This window comes from Mesorhizobium sp. P2_C4, from assembly GCF_056404575.1.
Window position 1 is genome coordinate 638807 of record NZ_JBFUDT010000001.1, and the last position, 20588, is coordinate 659394.

General features: G+C 63.2%; 18 protein-coding genes. 3 read left to right on the forward strand and 15 right to left on the reverse strand.

Going from position 1 to position 20588, the window contains the following annotated elements:
- Position 1: 1 nt before the first annotated feature.
- Both AC1DX6_RS03165 and AC1DX6_RS03170 read right to left on the reverse strand, forming a co-directional pair.
- Complete coding sequence (locus AC1DX6_RS03165; RefSeq protein WP_477311128.1) at positions 2-1015, reverse strand: carbohydrate ABC transporter permease; 1014 nt, start codon at positions 1013-1015, stop codon at positions 2-4.
- Between the two features lie 235 nt (positions 1016-1250).
- Complete coding sequence (locus AC1DX6_RS03170) at positions 1251-2606, reverse strand: ABC transporter substrate-binding protein (protein WP_477311130.1); 1356 nt, start codon at positions 2604-2606, stop codon at positions 1251-1253.
- 364 nt (positions 2607-2970) lie between these two features.
- Here AC1DX6_RS03170 and AC1DX6_RS03175 point away from each other — a divergent pair, with 364 nt between their 5' ends.
- A complete protein-coding gene (locus tag AC1DX6_RS03175) occupies positions 2971-3993 on the forward strand; it encodes a LacI family DNA-binding transcriptional regulator (RefSeq protein ID WP_477311132.1) in 1023 nt (340 codons plus the stop codon).
- Positions 3994-4082: 89 nt separating this feature from the next.
- Positions 4083-5429, forward strand: coding sequence for an NAD(P)/FAD-dependent oxidoreductase (locus tag AC1DX6_RS03180; RefSeq protein WP_477311134.1), 1347 nt, complete (start codon positions 4083-4085; stop codon positions 5427-5429).
- A 43-nt stretch (positions 5430-5472) separates the two neighbouring features.
- On the opposite strand, the gene AC1DX6_RS03185 is transcribed toward AC1DX6_RS03180, so the two are convergent.
- The 13 genes from AC1DX6_RS03185 to puuE all read right to left on the reverse strand — a co-directional run bounded on the left by AC1DX6_RS03185 (position 5473) and on the right by puuE (position 20037).
- Positions 5473-6885: a S8 family serine peptidase gene (locus tag AC1DX6_RS03185; protein ID WP_477311136.1), complete on the reverse strand. Its 1413-nt coding sequence runs from the start codon at positions 6883-6885 to the stop codon at positions 5473-5475.
- Positions 6875-7543, reverse strand: coding sequence for an anti-sigma factor (locus tag AC1DX6_RS03190; protein WP_477311138.1), 669 nt, complete (start codon positions 7541-7543; stop codon positions 6875-6877). The genes AC1DX6_RS03185 and AC1DX6_RS03190 overlap by 11 nt, the downstream gene beginning before the upstream one ends.
- A complete protein-coding gene (locus AC1DX6_RS03195) occupies positions 7540-8106 on the reverse strand; it encodes a sigma-70 family RNA polymerase sigma factor (protein WP_477240960.1) in 567 nt (188 codons plus the stop codon). Before AC1DX6_RS03195 ends, AC1DX6_RS03190 begins: the two co-directional genes overlap by 4 nt.
- 325 nt (positions 8107-8431) lie before the next feature.
- The gene (locus AC1DX6_RS03200; RefSeq protein WP_477311140.1) at positions 8432-9271 is read right to left on the reverse strand and encodes an alkaline phosphatase family protein; all 840 of its coding nucleotides are present in this window, start codon (positions 9269-9271) and stop codon (positions 8432-8434) included.
- 60 nt (positions 9272-9331) lie between these two features.
- A complete protein-coding gene (locus AC1DX6_RS03205) occupies positions 9332-10984 on the reverse strand; it encodes an ABC transporter ATP-binding protein (RefSeq protein WP_477311142.1) in 1653 nt (550 codons plus the stop codon).
- A complete protein-coding gene (locus tag AC1DX6_RS03210) occupies positions 10984-11808 on the reverse strand; it encodes an ABC transporter permease (protein ID WP_477311144.1) in 825 nt (274 codons plus the stop codon). The genes AC1DX6_RS03205 and AC1DX6_RS03210 overlap by 1 nt, the downstream gene beginning before the upstream one ends.
- Before the next feature lie 9 nt (positions 11809-11817).
- Entirely contained in the window at positions 11818-12777 is a 960-nt protein-coding gene (locus AC1DX6_RS03215; protein ID WP_477311146.1) for an ABC transporter permease, read from the reverse strand.
- Between the two features lie 16 nt (positions 12778-12793).
- Positions 12794-14380: an ABC transporter substrate-binding protein gene (locus AC1DX6_RS03220; protein ID WP_477311148.1), complete on the reverse strand. Its 1587-nt coding sequence runs from the start codon at positions 14378-14380 to the stop codon at positions 12794-12796.
- Between the two features lie 165 nt (positions 14381-14545).
- Positions 14546-16531 (reverse strand): CocE/NonD family hydrolase, encoded by a 1986-nt coding sequence (locus AC1DX6_RS03225; RefSeq protein WP_477311150.1) that lies wholly within the window; start codon positions 16529-16531, stop codon positions 14546-14548.
- Positions 16532-16616: 85 nt separating this feature from the next.
- Positions 16617-17210 (reverse strand): nucleoside deaminase, encoded by a 594-nt coding sequence (locus tag AC1DX6_RS03230; protein ID WP_477311152.1) that lies wholly within the window; start codon positions 17208-17210, stop codon positions 16617-16619.
- A gap of 2 nt (positions 17211-17212) precedes the next feature.
- The gene (locus tag AC1DX6_RS03235) at positions 17213-17713 is read right to left on the reverse strand and encodes an ureidoglycolate lyase (RefSeq protein WP_477311154.1); all 501 of its coding nucleotides are present in this window, start codon (positions 17711-17713) and stop codon (positions 17213-17215) included.
- On the reverse strand, positions 17710-18558 hold the full coding sequence (locus tag AC1DX6_RS03240) for a bifunctional allantoicase/(S)-ureidoglycine aminohydrolase (protein ID WP_477311888.1): 849 nt from the start codon (positions 18556-18558) through the stop codon (positions 17710-17712). The genes AC1DX6_RS03235 and AC1DX6_RS03240 overlap by 4 nt, the downstream gene beginning before the upstream one ends.
- Positions 18559-18603: 45 nt before the next feature.
- Positions 18604-20037 carry an allantoinase PuuE gene (puuE, locus tag AC1DX6_RS03245; protein ID WP_477311156.1) on the reverse strand — a complete coding sequence of 478 codons (1434 nt, stop codon included), beginning with the start codon at positions 20035-20037 and terminating at the stop codon, positions 18604-18606.
- Positions 20038-20211: 174 nt separating this feature from the next.
- Here puuE and uraH point away from each other — a divergent pair, with 174 nt between their 5' ends.
- Positions 20212-20586: a hydroxyisourate hydrolase gene (gene uraH, locus AC1DX6_RS03250; RefSeq protein WP_477311158.1), complete on the forward strand. Its 375-nt coding sequence runs from the start codon at positions 20212-20214 to the stop codon at positions 20584-20586.
- The last annotated feature ends 2 nt before the right edge of the window (positions 20587-20588 follow it).

The following is a 20588-nucleotide window of genomic DNA, read 5'->3' on the forward strand; positions in this document are numbered from 1 at the left end:
TTCAATGCCCTCCCGTCTCTTTGTTCGCCTGGCGGATGTTCCAGACCATGATCGGGATGACCGCGATCATGATGATGATGGCAATGGTGGCGCCGCGACCGAAATCGCCGCCGCCGCGGAACATCCAGTCGAACATCAGATTGGCCAGCACCTGGCTGTTCCATTGGCCGTTGGTCATGGTCAGCACGATGTCGAACACCTTCAGCACCAGGATGGTGATGGTGGTCCAGACGACGGCGATCGTACCCCAGATCTGCGGCACCATGATCTTCCAGAAGATCTGGAACGGATTGGCGCCATCGATGACCGCGGCCTCGAGTGTCTCTTCGGGAATGCCGCGCAAGGCAGACGACAGGATGACCATGGCAAAGCCGGTCTGGATCCAGATCAGGATGATCATCAGGAAGAAATTGTTCCAGAACGGCAGCGATATCCAGACCTGCGGCTGGCCGCCGAAATACTGGATGATGGAATTGAGCAGGCCGATCTGCACCTGACCTTCGCCGCGATATTCATAGATGAATTTCCAGATCACGCTGGCGCCGACGAAGGAGATGGCCAGCGGTAGGAAGATCAGGCTCTTGGCGATCGTGCCCCACCAGATCTTGTCGGTGAGCACGGCGATGATCAGCCCGAGGAAGGTGCAGGCCGCGGGCACCACCGCCAGCCAGATGATGTTGTTGAGGATCGAGTTGCGGAACTCGCGGTCGCCGAACGCCCATTCATAATTGGCCAAGCCGACGAAGTGGATGCCGCCGCGATCGAGGAACGACAGCCGCAGCGTCTCGACCACCGGGTAGATCAGATAGATGGTCAGGATGATCATGGCCGGGCCGACGAACAGCCATGGCCGCACCAGCCCTTGCCGGCGCAGATTGTCGATAGCTGCTGCGCCTTGGACGCCGCGCGACGGGAAAATGAGGTCCACCAGCTTGTTGGCGCCCCAGAAATAGGCGACGCAGCCGCCGACGCCGACGATGATGACGAATATGGCCGAGAAAATCTGAGCCGCCATGGGTTCCTCCCCTGCGCAGCATCGGCCAAAGTCGAACGCCCTTGGCTGTGAGATGCGCCGATTCAGTTGTTCAGAGCGCAATCGCCAGGCAAAGCGGGTCCCCCCTTTGCCGATCGCGCTTCATGCCGGAATGTCTATGTGCTCATGACAATCGCCGCGGCACGGGCCGCCGGTCGGATCCGGGCCTCAATGGCCCGGATCGGGTAGGTGAACGTCCAGCCGGATAATCGGCTGCCTACTTGATCGCGTCCCAGCTCTTCTGGATGTCGGTGGCGACATCCTGGGCGGACTTGCCGCCGACCAGGTCGATCATGCCGGTCCAGAACGCGCCGGCGCCGATCTTGCCGGGCATCAGGTCCGAGCCGTCGAAGCGGAAGGTCGAGGCATTGGCGAGGATGTCGCCCTGCTTCCTCAGCGCGTCGCTGGCATAGGCGTCCTTGTTGACCGACTTGAACGGCGTCACGAAACCGCCCTGGGCCATCCAGATCTCATGGGCGAGCGGCATCTTCAGGAATTCGATGAAGGCGCGCGCACCCTTCGAGTCCTTGGTGATCATAGCCAGCGTGCCGGCGCCAAGCACAGGCGTGCCGAGGTCAGGCTTGGAGGCGTAGGGCGGGAAGTAGAAGAAGTCCGCGTCCTGGCCGACTTTCGTGCCTTCCGGGAAGAAGGTCGGGATGAACGACGCCTGGTGATGCAGGTAGCATTTCGGCGGCACCGAGAAGAGACCCTTCGGGCTGTCGCGGAAATCGGTCGCGGCAACCGCCTTGGCGCCGCCATCGACCATCTTGTCGTCGGTAGCGATCTTGCCGAAAATGTCGATGGCGTTGACCACGGCCGGATCGTTGAACGGAATTTCGTTCTTCACCCACTTGTCATAGACGTCGGGCGTCTGGGTGCGCAGCATGATGTCTTCGACCCAGTCGGTCGCCGGCCAACCGGTGGCGCCGCCCGAACCGAGCCCGATGCACCACGGCGTGCCGCCATCGGCGATGATCTTCTTTTCAAGCTCGGCGAGCTCTTCCTGCGTCTTCGGAACCTTGTAGCCGGCTTCCTCGAAATTGTCCGGCGAGTACCAGACCAGCGATTTCACGTCGGCCTTGTAGGGGAAGGCGAAGAAGCCCGGCTTGCCATCCTTGTCCTTGAATGTGCCGAGGTCGACCCACGACTGGCCGGCGCCGTAATTGTCCTTGACCCATTTGGCGGTGTCATCGCCGAGCGGCGTCAACAGGCCCTTGGATGCCAGATCCTGGATCAGGCCCGGCTGCGGCAGCACGGCGATGTTGGGCGGGCTGCCGGCTTGCGTGTCGATGACGATCTGCTGTTCATAATTTTCCGACGAGGAGTATTTGATCTCGGCGCCGGTGGCTTCCGAGAAATAGTCGAGAACGGTGCGGATGAGGCCCTCGTCCTCGCCACGCCACGGTCCGAAGATCGTCAGCGTCTCACCCTTGAGGTCGACTTTCTTGAGCTCTTCGAAATTCGCCCAGTTGAAGCGGGGGTCTTCGCCCGGCTTGAACTTCAATTCGGCTTGCGCCGGGGCGCTCAGGGCGAGCGTGGCAAACGCGGCGCCCAGCAGAAGCATTTTCTTCATCGGTATTCCTCCCAGTGGTCACAAACACCCGGACGGAACCTCCATTCCGTCCGCCGACGCTGCAGGACTGTGACTCAGTCAGAAAGGAACCGCAACCTCTCGGAGAGTCTTCCAAAGCGCTTTGGCTTTTTTGATCTCGCCATTGAATCGGTCGGAAGTCAAGAGGGCGATAAGCTAATCGATTTAATTTTTGCAATGAAAGGCAGCGAAAGTGCAGTGCAGCATGCTTTTTTGGCAGTGCATCAGCAAATTCTACTTCAAACCCATCCGAAACGGTGCTTATGGTCGGAGCGCTTGGCAGCGCTACCCTCGGCGCCTAGATCGATTCAAATTTAAAAGCGCTTTGAGGCTTGGAGGCCTCCCGGTGAACCTCAAACAGCTCGCTCATATGCTGGCGCTTTCGCAGACCACGGTAAGCCGCGCCCTGAACGGCTACCCCGAAGTCAACGAGGAAACGCGCCGGCGGGTGATGGATGCCGCCAAGCGTCACGGCTACCGCCCCAACCCCAGCGCGCGCCGGCTGGCGACCGGCAAGACCGGCATGATCGGCTATGTCTTGCCGACCGGAACGAGCGTCGACATCGATCCGCATTTCGTCGAATTCCTCTCCGGCCTCGGCGACTATGCCCGCTCGCACGAGCTCGACCTGGTGCTGTCGCCCGCCGATGCCGACGACCAGGAGACCACCTACCGGCGTATCGTCGCCAACCGGCAGGTCGACGCCGTCTACATCTCGTCGCCGCGGCCGGCGGACCGGCGCGTGGCGCTGGTCAACACGCTTGGCATTCCTTTCATCGTCCATGGCCGCAGCGACGGCTTCGATTTCGACTATCCCTTCACCGACATCGATAATGAGGGCGCCTTCCATGAGGCCGCACGACTTCTCATCCAGCTTGGGCATCGCCGGCTGGCGCTGATCAACGGCGACGACCGCGAGACCTTCGCCATCCATCGCGAGCGCGGCGTGCGCCGGGCACTCGCAGCAAGTGGCCTGACGCTTGGCGAGCGCCATGTCTGCTCTGTCGCCATGACCGAGGAGAATGGCTACCGCGCCGCCAGGCGGCTGCTCGAACAGGGCGACGCGCCGACGGCGATCGCTTGCTCCAGCCTGATCATGGCGCTCGGCGTCGTGCGCGCGGTGCGCGATCTCGGCCTGACCATTCCGGGCGACCTGTCGCTGATCGCCCATGACGACGTTTTTCCATGGCTGAAGCCGGAGAATTTTTCCGTGCCGCTGTCGACGACGCGTTCGTCGATTAGGCTTGCCGGCGCGCGCGTCGCCGAGCGGCTGGCGGCGCGGATTTCCGGATTGGAGGAGGGCGCCCGTGGCGAGGTCTGGCCGGTCGACCTTGTGATCAGGGGCTCGGTCGCCGGAGCGCCGGGTTAGCATCTGCCTGCAGGCGCTCTTGATTTGGCTTCTACAGGATGGCAACCAGTAGCCCACAGCCATCGACCAATCCCCTAGGGATGCGCCATTTGCCCACATTCCCGTTCTCCGAAACGGATCCAATCCAGCATCCTGGCCCACCGCCGAAGGCTTCGGAGGTGGTCATCGTCGGTGGCGGGATTATCGGCATAACGACAGCTCTTTTCCTTGCGATGCGGAGCATTCCGGTGACGCTGCTGGAAAAGGGGCGCGTTGCTGCCGAACAGTCCTCCCGCAATTGGGGCTGGATCAGAAAGCAGGGACGAGACGCGGATGAACTACCTGTTGTCATCGAGGCAATTCGCCTGTGGCGGCAGCTGGCCGAGGAATGCGGCGAAGACATCGGCCTGACCCAGGCAGGCGTGACCTATCTGGCGAACTCGGACAAGGACATGGCCCGCTTCGAAGCGTTCATGAAGATCGCCGCGATCCATGATCTCGACACGCGCCTCCTGGACGGAGATGAAACCGCGAAGCTCATCAAGGGCATGTCGCGCAAATTCAAGGGCGCGATGACGACGCCCTCCGATATGCGTGCGGAACCCTGGCTGGCCGTGCCTGCGCTTGCCCGGCTTGCCGTCCGAAAGGGCGTCAGGATAGTGGAGAATTGCGCGGCGCGAACCCTCGAAATCTCAGGCGGCAGGATCAAGGGGGTGTGGACCGAGGCGGGATACATCGAGACCTCCAGCGTGCTGGTCGCAGGCGGCGCCTGGTCATCCCTGTTCTTGGCGAGACATGGCGTTTCCGTCCCCCAACTCAGCGTCAGGGTAACTGTGGCCGCGACGGAGCCCCTGCCCGAGATCTATCCGGGTGCGGCGGCCGACGATCACATCGCTTTCAGGCGCCGACAGGATGGCGGATACACGCTCGCCCCGGGCGGCAGCAATTTGCTTTACCTGGGGCCTGACGCGTTCCGGCACGCGACCCGATACCTACCCGCCCTCAGGGCCAATCCATTCGGGACGCGCTATTTCCCGTTCGCCCCATCAGGCTACCCGGACGGCTGGTCGACGCCGCGCTATTGGGCGCCGGATGCCCAGACTCCTTTCGAGAGAATGCGGGTGCTCAACCCGGCCCCTGAACCCGCCGGTCTGCGTTCGGTGGAACGCAATTTCAAACGGCTTTTCCCGCAGTTCGAGACGGTTCGCTTGAAGGCCGGCTGGGGCGGCATGATCGACGCCATGCCCGACGTCGTCCCTGTCGTGGATCAGGTACGGGCGGTCGACGGTCTATTCGTCGCGACGGGAATGAGCGGTCACGGTTTCGGTATCGGGCCTGGAATCGGCCGCGTCGTTGCCGACCTCATTCAGGGAAATGAGACGGGCCACGACCTCAGCCGCTTTCGACTGTCACGCTTCCATGATGGAAGTCCTGTCCGGTTAGGTCCGAGCCTCTGAACCGGTCGCACGAAGTCGACTGAAATTCGACTTTCGCCCGGGATCACTCCTTCGCCGCTTCGGCCGCCTTGGTGTCCAGCAGCCCATAGCCGAAATCATTGTCGCGCCCCTTGGGACCGAGATCCCTGGCTGTATCAGCCAGCGCCTTCTCGATCTCGTCGGCCGAGCGGTCGGGCGCGGCGTGGATCAGATTGGCGACGGCGCCGCTGACGATGGCCGCGGCAAACGAGGTACCGGTGACCACATCCGAGCCGGCGCCGCTCGGCGCCACCATCTCGACGCCGGGCGCCGAGATGAAGACGTAGGCGCCGCGATTGGCCTGCGGCATCAGCCCGTCCTTGGCGTCGGTGGCGGTCACCGCGATGACGCCGTCGAAGGCGGCCGGATAGCCGTAGGGCGCCTTCGGCCCGTTATTTCCGGCGGCGGCAACGAGCACGATGCCGAGCGCCCTCGCATTGCGGCAAGCGGTGCCGAGCAAATCGTTTTTGGGGCCGACGAAGCTCATATTGATGATGCGGACATCCTGGTTCGCCGCCCAGTCGAGCGCCGAAAGGATCACGTCCATCGTCGACTTGCCGCCCTCGAAGGCACGGGCGTGGTAGATCTTGGCGCCGGGTGCCATGCCTTGCAGCGCACCGACGCCGGCGATCAGGCCGTCGATCGAAGTGCCGTGATCGCGCTTTTCGACCGGCACGTCGGGCATGGCGTCGAACTGTTCGGCAATGACGCCGGACAGCGCCGGATTGGTGTCGTCGATGCCGGTGTCGATGACGGCGATGCGCACATTCTCGCCGCTCGCCTGTTTCTCATCGAGGGCGATGTGATCGAAGGCATAGTTGACGATGCCAGCCGCCTGTTGCAGCGAATAGACATGGTTGGGTTCGCGTCGCTGGGTGCGGCCATCGGCGGCAAGCTGGGCCAGCACGACGCCCACCGGACGGCCATCGGGAATGCCGAAGCGCACCAGCGTGGTGCCGAGCAGCCGCGACTGGCGCTGCGAGCGCACCTGGAGGCCAAAAGAGGTGGCGATCTGCTGGACGGCGCCGGCGTCGCCATCGACCGTCACCAGCACCTCGTCGGGCACGAAATCGCCGATGACGGCGCGCGGCGGCTCGGTTGCCACCAGATCGGTCGGTGGAACGATCGGACCGCCTGGCGCCGCCGGTACCACCGGTGCATCGGCGGGTGGCGCCGGCGCCGGCGCGGGAGCGTCCACCGGATTGGGGAACAGGTCGACGATCAGCTCCGGCAGAAAGACGGCCCCCGCCTGTGTTGCGCCGCCGGCCGTTCCGCCACTCTTGGCGCAATCGGCGCCGGCTGCATTTTTGCCGTTGAGGCAGTCGATCTCTGTCTGGCTGAGGTTCGGATCATTGGTCTGCGCAAAGGCAGGCGCGGCGACGATTGTCATCGCCGCCGCAAGAAGTGCCGCATATCGAATGACCGCCTTAGCCGCCATCAACCGGTTTCCTTCCCTCGATCACAGTTTCCGCGAAAGGCTGGGCGGCAATAAGGCCGAGCAGCTTTTCATAATCGGCGGCGGTCTTGGCCGGGATGCCGAGCCGAAAGACGCCGTCGGCGGTTGGCCCGCCGACAATCTTCAGTCCATTTTGGCCAAGAAATGTCGCGATGTCGGACATCTTCGCATCCGGCTTGAACTTGGCCAGCGCGAACGGCATTTTCGCCAGATCGTCTTCCTGACCGGCAATCTCGAAATCACCACCCTTGCCGCCGGGGTGCACGAAAGACTGCACCATGACCAGGGCAAGCAGCACTGCCGCCGCGGCCCAGGCGACGCCGACCGGCACCGCCATGAAGCGGCCCCACGCCTGCGCCAGCCAGGACGACCCTTGTGCCGCGCGTGCCGGACCGGCCTCGGCGTCGAGCGCCCTGGCAAAGCGGCTGAGCGCATCGGCCGGCGGGCGGATCATCTCGTTGGCCGCCGTGGTGCCGGAGAACTCGGCCTCGGCCTCGCCCAATGCGGCAAGCGCCGCCGGGTCGCTCGCCAGCCATTCCTCGATGGCTTCGAGTTCCGAACCTTCCAGCGAGCCGTTCAGATAGAACGGCAGCAGCGTCTCCATTTCGTCGCGGCGCGACATCTTTTCAGCGGCACTCATGGCCACCCCCTGTCGTAACCGGCGGCCTTGAGGGCTTCGCCGAGTTTCTTGCGGGCGTAGAACATCCTGGTCTTGACCGTGGCCACCGGAATGCTGAGCACCTCGCCGATCTCGGTCACCGACTGCCCGTGGTAATAGGCAAGGTCGATGACCACGCGATGTTCTTCCGGCAAGGCATCGACAAAGCGCCGCAAGGCGGCGCCCTTGTCTTCCTTCATGGTGGCGACTTCCGGCGTGTCGGCGCTGTCGGGAACCTGCGCCGCATCATCGTCATCGATCCAGTCTTCCTTTTTCTTGCGCAGCAAGGACAGCGCCTTGAAGCGGGCGATGCCGAGCAGCCAGGTCGAGACCTCCGAGCGTCCCTCGAAGCCAGGGGCCTGGCGCCAGAGCTCGAGAAAGACCTCGTTTGCGATATCGTCAGCCATCATTTCCGATCCCGTCTGGCGCGCCACGAAGCGGTAGACCCGCGCGTGGTGGCGCATGAACAGGAGCCGAACGGCGGCACGGTCGCCCTTCGCGACCCGGTCGACAAGCGCGCGATCGGTCTCCGTCGCTGCCGTCATGGCCGGTCGAGCCGCCTGGCTCCTGTCTGCTCTGTCGCCGATCGATCCAAAAAGGTTCATCCTTCCGCCAAAGGAATTTTCGGGAGGCTAACCGAAGAAGGGAAGTGTTGCCAGTGTGTCTCCCTTCTCCCCGTCACTATACGGGGAGTTGAGGAGCGGCCGCGTAGCGGACAGAAAGCCAATTGCTTGGCTTCCTGAGTGACGAACGCCGGCAGGCGGATGAGGGGCGGCGCCAGGGCTCGCTGCTACGACCGAACGTTAGCGCTGCCCCTCACCCTTACCCTCTCCCCGTATAGGGACGGGGAGAGGGGGCGCCAACGTCGCGCTAATCCAAAAACGGCTTCGCCTTCATCGTCGCCGGCGCCGGCACCCCGAGCCGCTTCAACACCGTCGGCGCCAACTGCAATTGGTCGAGCAACGTATCCGCATCCGGCCCTTTGCCTTCCCCAAAATAATACAGCGCGAAATCCTGCATCTCGTCATCATGGCCGCCATGGTGGCCGCGGTCGGTTTGGCCGTGATCGGCGGTGACGATCACTTCGTAGCCGGCCTCCCGCCAGCGCGGCAGGAAGGCGGCCAGCATCCCGTCCATCGCGTAGACGGCATGGTCCATCTCGTGGCAGTCATGGCCGAAGCGATGGCCCATCGAATCCAGCGTGCAGGTGTGCAGGATGCCGTAGTCGATGCCGTGGCGCTTGGTCAGCATGGTCAGCGTCGCGAACAGGTCGACGTCGCTCGGCGTCATCTGGTTCCTGAGATTGTAGCCGGTCATGGTGTGGAAGCGGCCATGCGTGATCGGCCCGTTGGGCTCGTCATATTCCACGTCCTCGACCAGGTCGAACGGAAAGGCGCGGAAGAATTCGGACCAGTAGGAATGGGTGACGGCACCCGTCTTGCCACCGGCTTTGCTGACTTCGGAGAAAATATCCGGCTGGGTAACGCGAAAGCGGTTCTCGTTGGACAGGATGCCGTGCACTTGCGGCGACACGCCGGTATGGATGGAGGCGTAGCAGCAGGCCGAGGTCGACGGCAGCACCGAGCGCATCTTCCACACTCGCGCTTCGCCAGACTGCACCCAGCCTTCGAGATTGCCCATCAGCCGGCGCCAGTTCCGGTACGGCACGCCGTCGAGAACGATCAGCAACAGTTTTGTCTCGAGCGCCAAGGGCGGCTCCGAAAGGCTTTGTCGTTGAAGGACGTCTTCGCGGCTGGCGCCGCGAAACCGCTAGTTTCCCGCGCTGGCCATGCGCCTTCCCTTGATCGCCTTTTCCAGCCAGCCGATTTCCATTTCGGGGACGGAGGAAAGCAGGAGGTCGGTATAGGCGTCGAAGGGCGGCGCCAGCACCTTGCTCTTCGGCCCGTAGCGCACCACCTCGCCGCGATACATCACCGCGATCGAATCGGCGATCGACTTCACCGTGGCGAGGTCGTGGGTGATGAACAGGTAGGCGACGTTTTCTTCCTTCTGCAGCTCGAGCAGCAGCTTCAGGATGCCGTTGGCGACCAGCGGGTCGAGTGCCGAGGTCACCTCGTCGCAGATGATTAGCTTCGGCTTGGCGGCGAGCGAGCGGGCGATGCAGACGCGCTGCTTCTGGCCGCCGGAAAGCTCGGCCGGGTAGCGGTCGGAAAAGCCCTTGCCCATCTCGATCTTGTCGAGCAGCTCGGCGACCCGCTTGTCGCGTTCGCGGCCGCGTATGCCGAAATAGAATTCGAGCGGCCGGCCGATGATGGTGCCAACCGTCTGCCGCGGGTTCATCGCCACGTCGGCCATCTGGTAGATCATCTGCAGCTGCTGCAGATCCTCCTTCGGCCGGTCCGCAAGCCGGTTGGCCAGCGGCCGTCCGTCGAAGGTGACGGTGCCTTCTTCCGGCGGCAAAAGCCCGGTGATGGCGCGTGCCAGCGTCGACTTACCCGAGCCGGATTCGCCGACCACGGCCAGCGTCTGGCCCGGATAGATGTCGACGGAGACGTTCTTCAGCACCTTGATGTGACTGCGGCCATAGGCAGCTGTGACGTTCTTGACCGACAGGAATGGCGTCGTGCCGGGTTTCTGCTCGTGGTGCTCGATCTCATGCACCGAGACCAGCGCATTGGTGTATTCTTGGCGCGGTTCCTTGATGATCTGCCTTGTGCCGCCCCATTCGACCAGCCGGCCATGGCGCAGCACCATGATCTCGTCCGAGACCTGGGCAACGACAGCGAGGTCGTGGGTGATGTAAAGCGCGGCGACATGAGTATCGCGGATGGCGTCCTTGATCGCCGCCAGCACGTCGATCTGCGTCGTCACGTCGAGCGCCGTTGTCGGCTCGTCGAAAACGATCAGGTCGGGTTCCGAGCACAGCGCCATCGCCGTCATCACGCGCTGCAGCTGGCCGCCGGAGACCTGGTGCGGGAAGCGCTCGCCGATGGTTTCGGGGTTTGGCAGGCTGAGCTTCTTGAACAGCGCGACGGCGCGTTTCTCGGCCTCGGCCCGTGTCGCCGTGCCATGCAGCAGCGTGGCTTCCACCACCTGGTCCATAAGCTTGTGCGCCGGGTTGAAGGCCGCGGCTGCCGATTGCGCGACATAGCAGACCTCGCGGCCGCGCAGCTTGCGAAAACCTTCCTTGCCGCCCTTGAGGATGTCGCGGCCGTTGAGGATGACCTCGCCGCCGGTGATGCGCACGCCGCCGCGGCCATAGCCCATCGACGACAGGCCGATGGTCGACTTGCCGGCGCCGGACTCGCCGATCAGGCCGAGCACCTTGCCCTTTTCGAGCGTCAGCGAGACGTCATGGACGAGCACGATGTTCTTCGGCGGCTCGCCCGGCGGGAACACCGTCGCTTCGATGCGCAGGTTGCGGATGTCGAGCAGCACGGATTTCTTCTGCTGGTCAGCCATCACCCGCGTCCTCCCTTCAGGCTTGTCGTGCGGTTGAGCACCCAGTCGGCGACCAGATTGACGGAAATCGCCAGCATCGCGATCGCCGCTGCCGGAATGAGGGCAGCGCCAATACCGAAGACGATGCCGTCCTTGTTTTCCTTGACCATGCCGCCCCAGTCGGCATCCGGCGGCTGCACGCCAAGGCCGAGGAAGGACAGCGTCGACAGGAACAGCACAGCATAGATGAAGCGCAGGCCGAGTTCCGAAACCAGCGGCGACAGCGCATTGGGCAGGATCTCGCGAAAGATGATCCAGCCGCTGCCCTCGCCACGCAATTTGGCCGCCTCGACATAGTCCATGACGTTGATGTCGACGGCGACCGCGCGTGACAGCCGGTAGACGCGGGTCGAGTCGAGAACGCCCATGACCACAATCAGCGTCACCAGATTGGTCGGCAGCACAGAGAGCACGACGAGCGCCATGATCAGCGTCGGGATCGACATCAAGAGGTCGACGAGCCGCGACAGCAGCGTGTCGAACCAGCCGCCGAACACCGCCGCCGAGAAGCCGAGAATGGCGCCGAGCGAGAACGACAGCGCCGTGGCCAGCACGGCGATGAACAGCGTGATGCGGGCGCCGTAGATCATGCGCGATAGCAGGTCACGGCCGAGATTGTCGGTGCCGAACCAGTGCGCTGATGACATCGGTTCCCAGACGTCGCCGACGATCTCGCCATTGCCGTGCGGTGCAATCAGGGGCGCGAAGATCGCTGCCAGAACGAACAGTGTCGTCAGCACGATGCCGATCAGCGCGGGGATGGGGATGCGTTTGATATCGAGCATGCCCGCCCCCTATTTCGGATGTCTGAGACGCGGATTGGCGACGATCGCCGCAATGTCCGCAATGATGTTCAGGCTGATGTAGACGGCGGCGAAGATCAGGCCGACCGCCTGCACGACAGGCACGTCGCGCTTGGTGACGTGGTCGACGAGATACTGCCCCATGCCGGGATAGACGAAGATCACCTCGACCACGACGACGCCGACGATCAGGTAGGCAAGGTTGAGCATGACGACATTGATGATCGGTGCGATGGCATTGGGAAAGGCATGCTTGCGAATGACATTAAAGGCCGACAGGCCTTTCAGCTCCGCCGTCTCGACATAGGCCGACTGCATGACATTGAGGATCGCCGCGCGCGTCATGCGCATCATGTGGGCGAGCACCACCAGCGTCAGCGCCGTCGCCGGCAAGGCGATCGCCTGCATGCGCTCGCCGAACGGCATGCCTTCATAGACGGTCGAAATGCCGGGAAAAATCTGCCATTTCACGGCGAAGAAATAGACCAGCACATAGCCGATGAAGAATTCGGGAAACGATGTCGAGGCCAGCGCCAGGCCAGAGATCAGCTTGTCGACCCAGCCATTGCGGTAGCGCACCGCAATCAGGCCGAGGATGATCGCCAGCGGCACGGCAACGACCGCCGCCCAGAAGGCCAGGAACAGCGTGTTCCACAGCCGTCCCTTGATCGACGTCGCAATATCCTGGCCGCTCGACATGGCGGTGCCGAGATCGCCGGTCACCACGCCGCCGAGCCAGCGGAAATACCTGATATAGGCCGGGTCGTTGAGACCGAGCTGCTCGCGCAGATTGGCGAGCGACTCCGGCGTCGCCGATTGTCCGAGAATGGCTTGCGCGACGTCGCCGGGCAGAATCTGGGTGCCGGCGAAGATCAGGACCGAAACGGCCAACAGGAGAACGATGCCCAGCGCAATGCGCTGGGCAATTAGTTTCAGGATGGGTGAGGACATATCCGCAAAGCCGGGCTCAGGCTTCGAGCCAGCACTTCGCCAGTGCGTAGCCGTTCATCAGCTCCTGATGCGGATCGTCAACCCAGCCGCCAACCTTGGCGCCCGTCGCGTCGATGAACTGGTTGAACATCGGCAGGATCAAGCCGCCCTCGTCACGCACCAGGACAGCCATGTCGTGGTACATCGCCTTGCGCTTGGCCTCGTCGAGCTCGGCGCGCGCCGCCAGCACCATCTTGTCGAAGTCCGGACGGAGGAAACGCGTGTCGTTCCAGTCGGCCGTCGACAGATAGGCGGTAGAGTACATCTGGTCCTGGGTCGAACGTCCGCCCCAGTAGGAAGCGCAGAAGGGCTGCTTGTTCCAGACTTCCGACCAGTAGCCGTCGCCCGGTTCGCGCTTGATCTCCAGCGTGATGCCGGCCTTGGCCGCGCTCTGCTGGTAGAGCTGTGCGGCATCGACGGCGCCGGGGAAGGCGACATCCGATGTGCGCAGCAGCACGGACCCGTCATGGCCCGACTTCTTGAAGTGGAACTTGGCCTTGTCGGGATCGTACTTGCGCTGTTCGATCTCGGTGAACAGCGGGTAGGAAGCATTGATCGGGAAGTCGTTGCCGAGCGAGCCGTAGCCGCGCAGGATCTTGTCCAGCATCTCTTCACGGTCGATCGCCAGCTTCAACGCCATGCGCAGATCGGCGTTGTCGAACGGCGCCGTGTTGCAGTGCATGATGAAGACATAGTGGCCGGGGCCCGCATGGTTGCGGATGGTGACGCCGGGCAGACGCTTGATCAGGTCGACGATCTTCGGCTCGACGCGGTTGATCATGTTGACCTGGCCGCCCTGCAGGGCTGCGGTGCGCGCCGTCGCATCGTTGATGACGATGATCTCGATCTGGTCGGCATGGCCCATCTTGTCGCCCTGCCAGTAGTTGGCGAAACGCTCGCCGCCATGGCGCACGCCGGGCTCGTTGGTCTTGACCTTGTAGGGGCCGGCCGAAATGCCGGCGTCGGCTCCGTCCTTGCCGCCATTGGGCTGGACGATCAAATGATAGTCGCTGAGCAGATAGGGCAGGTCGGCGTTCGGCTCCTTCAGGGTCAGCACGACTTCCTTGCCGCTGGCCTTGATGGTCGCAATGCCCTTCATGTAGCCGAGCGCGCCGGATTTCGACTTCTCGTCAGAATGGCGTTCCAGCGTGGCAGCCACGTCCTCGGCGGTCACCGTCTTTCCATTGTGGAATTCGACGCCGTCACGGATCTTCAGCGTCCAGGTCTTAGCGTCGTCCGACGCGCCGATCTCCTCGGCGATGCGGTTCTCAAGCTTGCCTTCCGGCGAAAGCTCGACGATCATTTCGCCCCACATCTTGCCGAAGGCGAACGGCACCTGCGTCATCATCAGCGCCGGGTCGAGGCTGTTGGTGGACTCGCCGCCGACCAGACCGGCCTTCAGCGTGCCGCCCTTGACCGGACCTGCCGCGCGCGCCGCGCTCGAAAGCAGCGAGTTGGCGAAGGGCGCGGTCACGCCGAGCGCTGCCGCCCGGCCGAGAAAATCGCGACGGCTCAGCTTGCCGGAAGCGACGCGTCGGCTAAGGAATTCCAGTTCGTTTGACATGTTGAGTTCCTCACTCTGTTGGTTCGACCTTGTGGTCGTTTTTTGTTGATTATTATCGGGGGAATAATGACCGCAAGGGAAAGCCGTAAGCAAGACCGAATGCGACATGCCGTGGCGTAAATCGCACGTCGCAATTGGACCAACCTTGAAACCCCGAATGGGCGCTCAGAGCAGGGCGCGTGGGATCGTCTCTTTGAAATCGCGTTCGAAAACCAGGATTTCACCCTCGTAGGCTTCGATTCTGGCGCTAAGCGTGAAGCTTTGTGCATCGGAGCGCATTTCGGCAAAGGTTTCGGTGCGTACCGACCATCCATTTCGCGACAATGTCTGCGTCCAGTGGGTTTTGCCCGAGGCTGACAGCGGCTTGTCAGGATGGATCGTCCAGGTCTCGCGGGCGACGCTGCCATTTTCCAGGCCATGCTCGAGATCGTGCACTGCGCCAAAATCGTCGACGATGGAAAGCGAGACGACCCCGGTCTTCTCGTCGCGGTCGACGTGACGCTCGGAATTGGCGGCACGGACTAACTTCGTCGCCCAGGGCGAGGCTGCCTCCGGCGAAGGGAAGGTTACTTCGTCGCCTTTCGCCAGCGGGCGCTGCGGCAGCATGAGCGTCGCGGCCGACAGGTTCAGCTGGACCGGCTCCGGCGATGGCCAGATCATCGGCCAGTATGCGTTCGAAACGGCAATGCGCAGGCGATGGCCGGCCGGCACGCGGTAGGCGCATTGGTCGAGCACGACGCGAGCGGACACGGTTTCCCCTGCTACCAACGCCTCGGGGAATTCATGCGAGTTGCGGTGCGTGAGGTTGAGCACGCCGTAGGAGATCAGCTCCGAGGCGCCGTCCGGGTGCACGTCGCACAGCCGGACCGCGATGTTGGCCTGGCGCCGGTCCGAAGAAACCCTGACCAGAACTTCCGGGGCGCCGACGATGTCGATCGCCTCGGTCAGCGCCGGCTGGTCGAAACACACCGACAGCGCATCGTCGGGGCGCTGGTCGCCGGGCAGTTCCGGGCCGAAGGTGAAGGGGAAATATTCGCCGCCGGCCAGACCGCAGCTTTGCGGCGAGGCGACGATGGACGGCTTGCTGCCCTCGGGGATCAGCTCGATCGTTTGCGTCTTGATGTTTGGCGACGGCCATTCCTGTTCGGCGACCCAGCGGCCCGGCCGCTCGGGATGCCAGCGCGCGGGGCGAACGCTGTCCATCACATAGGCGCGGTAGGCCGGGTCGCCCTCGACGCCGGTGTCTACGCCCTTCAGCCAGCGGTCCCACCAGCGCAACGCTTCTTGCAGGAAGCCGATGGCGGGCTTTGGTGCTGCGTAATGCGGGTATTTGTGGATCCACGGGCCGACAATGCCCTTGACGGGCGCTTCGATGTTGGCGGCGAGATGCGAGATCGTGTTGCGATAGCCGTCATGCCAGCCGCCGATCGACAGCACCGCCGCCTTGACGGCGGAATAGTCCTCGCAGATCGAGCCACGCTTCCAATAGGCGTCGCGGTGCTGGTGCTTCAGCCACAGCGGCGCGAGAAAAGGCTGGTTCTCCAGCCGGGTCAGCCAAAGGTCGCGCCACCTTTTGTCGCCGATGAAGAGCGGGTCCGGCGGCCGCGACGAATAGGACAGCATGGTCGAGGCCCAGCCGAAATTCTCGATCAGCAGGCAGCCGCCCTTGTAGTGGATGTCGTCGGCATAGCGGTCGACCGTCGAACAGATGCTGATCACCGCCTTCAGCGCCGGCGGCTGCATCGCGGCCACCTGCAGGCAGTTGAAGCCGCCCCAGGAAATGCCCATCATGCCGACATTGCCGTTGCACCAGGGCTGCGATGCCGCCCAGGCGATGACGTCGTAGGCATCCTGCAATTCCTGCTCGGAATATTCGTCGTCCATCAGCCCTTCGGAATCGCCATTGCCGCGCATGTCGACACGGATCGAGGCATAGCCGTGGCCTGCGAAATACGGATGCGTCAGCTGGTCGCGAAAGATGGTGCCGTCGCGCTTGCGGTAGGGCAGGTGCTCGAGGATCGCCGGCACCGGATCGTCGCCGGCATCCTCCGGCATCCACACCCGCGCCGACAGCCGGCATCCATCCGGCATGACAATCCCCATTGCTGGAAATTCGACGACTTTGCGGGGGAACTCGGTGACGATTTTCATGCGAACGCACTCCAGGAGCGTCACATGATGGAGGCGGCCGGATCGCGTCATGGGCCAGCCAACGAATTCGGCTGGTCAATCCGCGTCAGTTCAGCGGAATGTCGTTCTCGGCCTTGCTCCCCTGATAAACGCCGGAGAGCTCGTCGTAACGGGTGGAGATTGCGCCGACCCGGGCTTCCAGCCGCCGGCGTTCTGCCTCGGGCAGCGTTCGCACCAGCCTGCGAATCGAAAAGCTCTTCCAATAGGCGTTCTCGGCATTGTAGCCGCCGGGGTCGAGCGTGAAGACCTCTTTCAGAATCTTCAGATCGTGCGGGATGGCAAAGGAGTCGCGCGAATCCTCGTGGCTGAACAAATAGTAGAAATTGTCGAAGCCGGTCCAGGTGATCGCCGACAGGCAAAGCGAACAAGGTTCGTGCGTGGCAATGAAGATGGCGTCTTTCGTATCGACGCGCTCGGCCCGGGGCATTTCGTAGAAGCGCTTCAGGCAATGCACTTCGCCATGCCAGAGCGGGTTTTCCATCTCGTTGTTGGTCTCGGCCAGCACCAGCGAGCGGTCGTCCTTCCTCAGGATCGCCGCGCCGAACAGCTTGTTGCCATGGGCGACACCCTCAGCCGTCTTCGGCACGATGTCGTGCTCGATGACGTCGAGCAGGCGGTCGATCAGCGAAATGTCGGTCATTGTTACTTTCCGTCGGGAAGATGGATCTCGTAGGCGTGCGAGAAATGGCACTCTTCGAGGTTTGAGCCGTCGCCGCCGCGGTCGACGATCAGGAAGTCCTGCGCCTCGCCGATCGGCGTCAGCACGCCGTGCCACAGATTGCGCGGGTAGTTGATGCCTTGGCCTGGCGCGGTGATGAAGGCATGCGGTTCGCCGGGGCCTTCGGCGCCATCATGGCAGACGACGACCAGGAACGGGCGCGGAGACAGCGGAATGAAGGCCTGGCTACCGAAAGGATGGCGCTCGACCATGGTCAGCTTCAGCGGCATGTCGTAGGGCGTGCCGCGCACCATCGAGATCAGCACGCGCGCGTTCGGCCCCTGGGCCTCTGCGGTGGCGAGATCGTGATAGCGCTCGGCCCGGCCGCCATTGATCGGGTAGTGGTTGTCGCCACCCATATCGATGACATCACCGAACTCGGCAAAGCTCTCGCGGGTCAGCGGCCGCGCAACGATGCGGGTCACCGCGCGCGACCGCCAATGCCCGCCCCGCCAAGCTTGGCGTGGCGGTTGACGTCCTTGTAGAGCAAATAGCGGAATTTGGCCGGCCCGCCGGCATAACAGGCCTGCGGGCAGAAGGCGCGCAGCCACATATAGTCGCCGGCCTCGACCTCGACCCAGTCCTGGTTGAGCCGGTAGACGCCCTTGCCCTCCAGCACATAGAGGCCGTGTTCCATGACATGGGTCTCGGCGAAGGGGATGACCGCGCCCGGCTCCAGCGTCACCACGGTGATGTGCATGTCGTGGCGCATATCGGCCGGATCGACGAAGCGCGTCGTCGCCCACCGACCCTCGGTGCCGGCCATCGGCGTCGGCGCGATGTCCTGCTCGTTGGTGAAGAAGGCTTCCGGCGTCTCGATGCCCTCGACCGCCTCGTAAGCCTTGCGGATCCAGTGGAAACGGACAGCCTCCTTGCTTTCGTTGCGAACCGTCCAGCCGCTGGCCGGCGGCAGGAAGGCAAAGCCGCCGGGACGCATCACGTGCGTCTTGCCGCCGACGGACACGCTGAGTTCGCCCTCGACCACGAACAGGCCGCCCTCGGCGACTTCATCGGGTTCAGGCCGATCGCTGCCGCCGCCGGGTGCGATCTCGACGATGTATTGCGAAAACGTCTCGGCAAAGCCTGACAGCGGGCGCGACAATATCCAGACGCGGGTCTTGTCCCAGAACGGCAAGGCGCTGGTGACGATGTCCTGCATCACCCCGCGAGGGATGATGGCATAGGCCTCGGTGAAGACGGCGCGGCCGGTCAAAAGTTCGCTCTGGCCGGGGTGGCCGCCCTGCGGCGCGTAATAGGTTCGGCCAGCCATCTTGATTGTATCCGCCATCTTGATCGTATCCATTTGAGTTCAAACCTATTGCGGAAGCATGTCCTTGAGCCGAAGCAATGCGATGCGCTCGACCTGTTTGCAGGCGGTTTCGAATTCGGTGGCGCGGTTGTTGCCGATACGCGCTTCGAACTCCGCCAGGATCTCCTCCTTGGTCTTGCCTTTCACCGCGATGATGAAGGGGAAGCCGAAGGTGGTGACGTAAGCGGCATTGAGCTTGGAAAACAGCTCACGCTCCTTGTCGGTCAGCGCATCGAGCCCGGCCGATGCCTGTTCCTTTGTCGATTCCGCCGTCAGCCGCCTGGCCTTTGCCAGCTTGCCGGCAAGGTCGGGATGGGCGTTGAGCACCGCAAGGCGTTCGGTCTCGCTGGCGGCGCGAAAGATGCGGCACAGTGCATTGTGCAACCCGCCGGCACTGTCATGCGCCGGGCCAAGCTCCAGCTCATAGGCGCGCTCGGCGATCCATGGCGAATGTTCGAAGACGCCGCCGAAGGCATGGACGAAGGCCTCGAACTCCATCTTCGACGGGCGCAGCGCCGGCAACCGGAACGGGTGCGTCGCCTGCCAGTGTTTTGCGATGTCGACGCGCCGCGCCAGCCAGACCTTGTCATGCGATTTGACGTAGTCGACGAAGCGCTTCAATGCCGCCACCCGGCCCGGCCGCCCGACAAGGCGGCAGTGCAGGCCGATGTTCATCATGCGCGGCCGCCCGGCCTTGCCCTCGGCATAGAGCGTGTCGAAACTGTCTTTCAGGTAGGCAAAGAACTGGTCGCCCGAATTGAAGCCTTGCGGCGTGGCAAAGCGCATGTCGTTGGCGTCGAGTGTGTAGGGGATGATGAGCTGCGGCTTGCCGGCACCGTCCGGCCCGTCATGCTCGAACCAATAAGGCAACTCGTCGTCATAAGTATCGGAGACATAGTCGAAGCCGCCTTCTTCCGCAGCCAGCCGCACGGTGTTGATCGAGGTGCGGCCGGTGTACCAGCCGGTAGGCCGTGCGCCTGTGACCTCGTAGTGCAGCTTGATCGCTTCTTCCATGTCGCGGCGCTCGTCTTCCACGGCATGGTCGCGATAGTCGATCCACTTCAGCCCGTGCGAGGCGATTTCCCAGCCGGCCTCCTGCATTGCCGCGACCTGGTCGGGCGAACGGGCAAGGGCTGAGGCGACGCCATAGCAGGTGATCGGCACTTGCGCTTCGGTGAACAGGCGCAGCAATCGCCAGAAACCGGCGCGGGCGCCGTATTCGTAGATCGATTCCATGTTCCAGTGGCGCTGGCCAAGCCAGGGTGCGGCGCCGACGATCTCGGACAGGAAGGCTTCCGAAGCCTTGTCGCCATGCAGCACGCAGTTCTCACCGCCTTCCTCGTAGTTGACGACGAACTGCACTGCGACATGCGCCCCGCCGGGCCATCTCGGATCCGGCGGATTGGCGCCGTAGCCGCGCATGTCTCTCATGTAACGCATCGTCACTCCTGCCCCGATGTTGTGATGAGGATAGTCGAAAGGGTTGCCTGCGCATTCCCCCGAAAATTTTTGAAAGTGTTTTTGTCCTGCTCCGCTCGACCGGGACTTATGCATCGCCTTTAATTGGCGCACAATTCATCAGCATGTTCGATTGTACCGAATGGGAGACAGCCAGTGGCTGAAACGTCGAAAGCCGATGGCGGGCGTCTGACGACGCATGTCCTCGACACCGCGACCGGCAGACCGGCGGCGGGCCTGTCGATTGCACTTTATCATCTCGATGGCCAGGCGCGGACGCATCTGAAGACGGTCGTGACCAACGCCGACGGCCGCTGCGATGCGCCGCTGCTGGCCGGTGCGGAATTCCGCGCCGGCGAATATGAACTGGTGTTTGCCGCTGGCGATTATCTGCGCCAACAGGGGACAAAACTGCCGGAACCGGCCTTCCTCGACGTCGTGCCGATCCGCTTCGGCATGGCCGAGCCGGTGCACTATCACGTGCCGCTGCTGGTCTCGCCCTACGGCTATTCGACCTACAGGGGGAGTTGAGG

Bases quoted from the DNA above. Each gene is read 5' to 3' on its own strand.
- AC1DX6_RS03165 (WP_477311128.1), bottom strand. From the start codon at position 1,015: ATGGCGGCTCAGATTTTCTCGGCCATATTCGTCATCATCGTCGGCGTC.
- AC1DX6_RS03170 (WP_477311130.1), bottom strand. From the start codon at position 2,606: ATGAAGAAAATGCTTCTGCTGGGCGCCGCGTTTGCCACGCTCGCCCTG.
- AC1DX6_RS03185 (WP_477311136.1), bottom strand. From the start codon at position 6,885: ATGGCGGCTAAGGCGGTCATTCGATATGCGGCACTTCTTGCGGCGGCG.
- AC1DX6_RS03190 (WP_477311138.1), bottom strand. From the start codon at position 7,543: ATGAGTGCCGCTGAAAAGATGTCGCGCCGCGACGAAATGGAGACGCTG.
- AC1DX6_RS03195 (WP_477240960.1), bottom strand. From the start codon at position 8,106: ATGACGGCAGCGACGGAGACCGATCGCGCGCTTGTCGACCGGGTCGCG.
- AC1DX6_RS03205 (WP_477311142.1), bottom strand. From the start codon at position 10,984: ATGGCTGACCAGCAGAAGAAATCCGTGCTGCTCGACATCCGCAACCTG.
- AC1DX6_RS03210 (WP_477311144.1), bottom strand. From the start codon at position 11,808: ATGCTCGATATCAAACGCATCCCCATCCCCGCGCTGATCGGCATCGTG.
- AC1DX6_RS03215 (WP_477311146.1), bottom strand. From the start codon at position 12,777: ATGTCCTCACCCATCCTGAAACTAATTGCCCAGCGCATTGCGCTGGGC.
- AC1DX6_RS03220 (WP_477311148.1), bottom strand. From the start codon at position 14,380: ATGTCAAACGAACTGGAATTCCTTAGCCGACGCGTCGCTTCCGGCAAG.
- AC1DX6_RS03225 (WP_477311150.1), bottom strand. From the start codon at position 16,531: ATGAAAATCGTCACCGAGTTCCCCCGCAAAGTCGTCGAATTTCCAGCA.
- AC1DX6_RS03230 (WP_477311152.1), bottom strand. From the start codon at position 17,210: ATGACCGACATTTCGCTGATCGACCGCCTGCTCGACGTCATCGAGCAC.
- AC1DX6_RS03240 (WP_477311888.1), bottom strand. From the start codon at position 18,558: ATGGCTGGCCGAACCTATTACGCGCCGCAGGGCGGCCACCCCGGCCAG.
- puuE (WP_477311156.1), bottom strand. From the start codon at position 20,037: ATGCGTTACATGAGAGACATGCGCGGCTACGGCGCCAATCCGCCGGAT.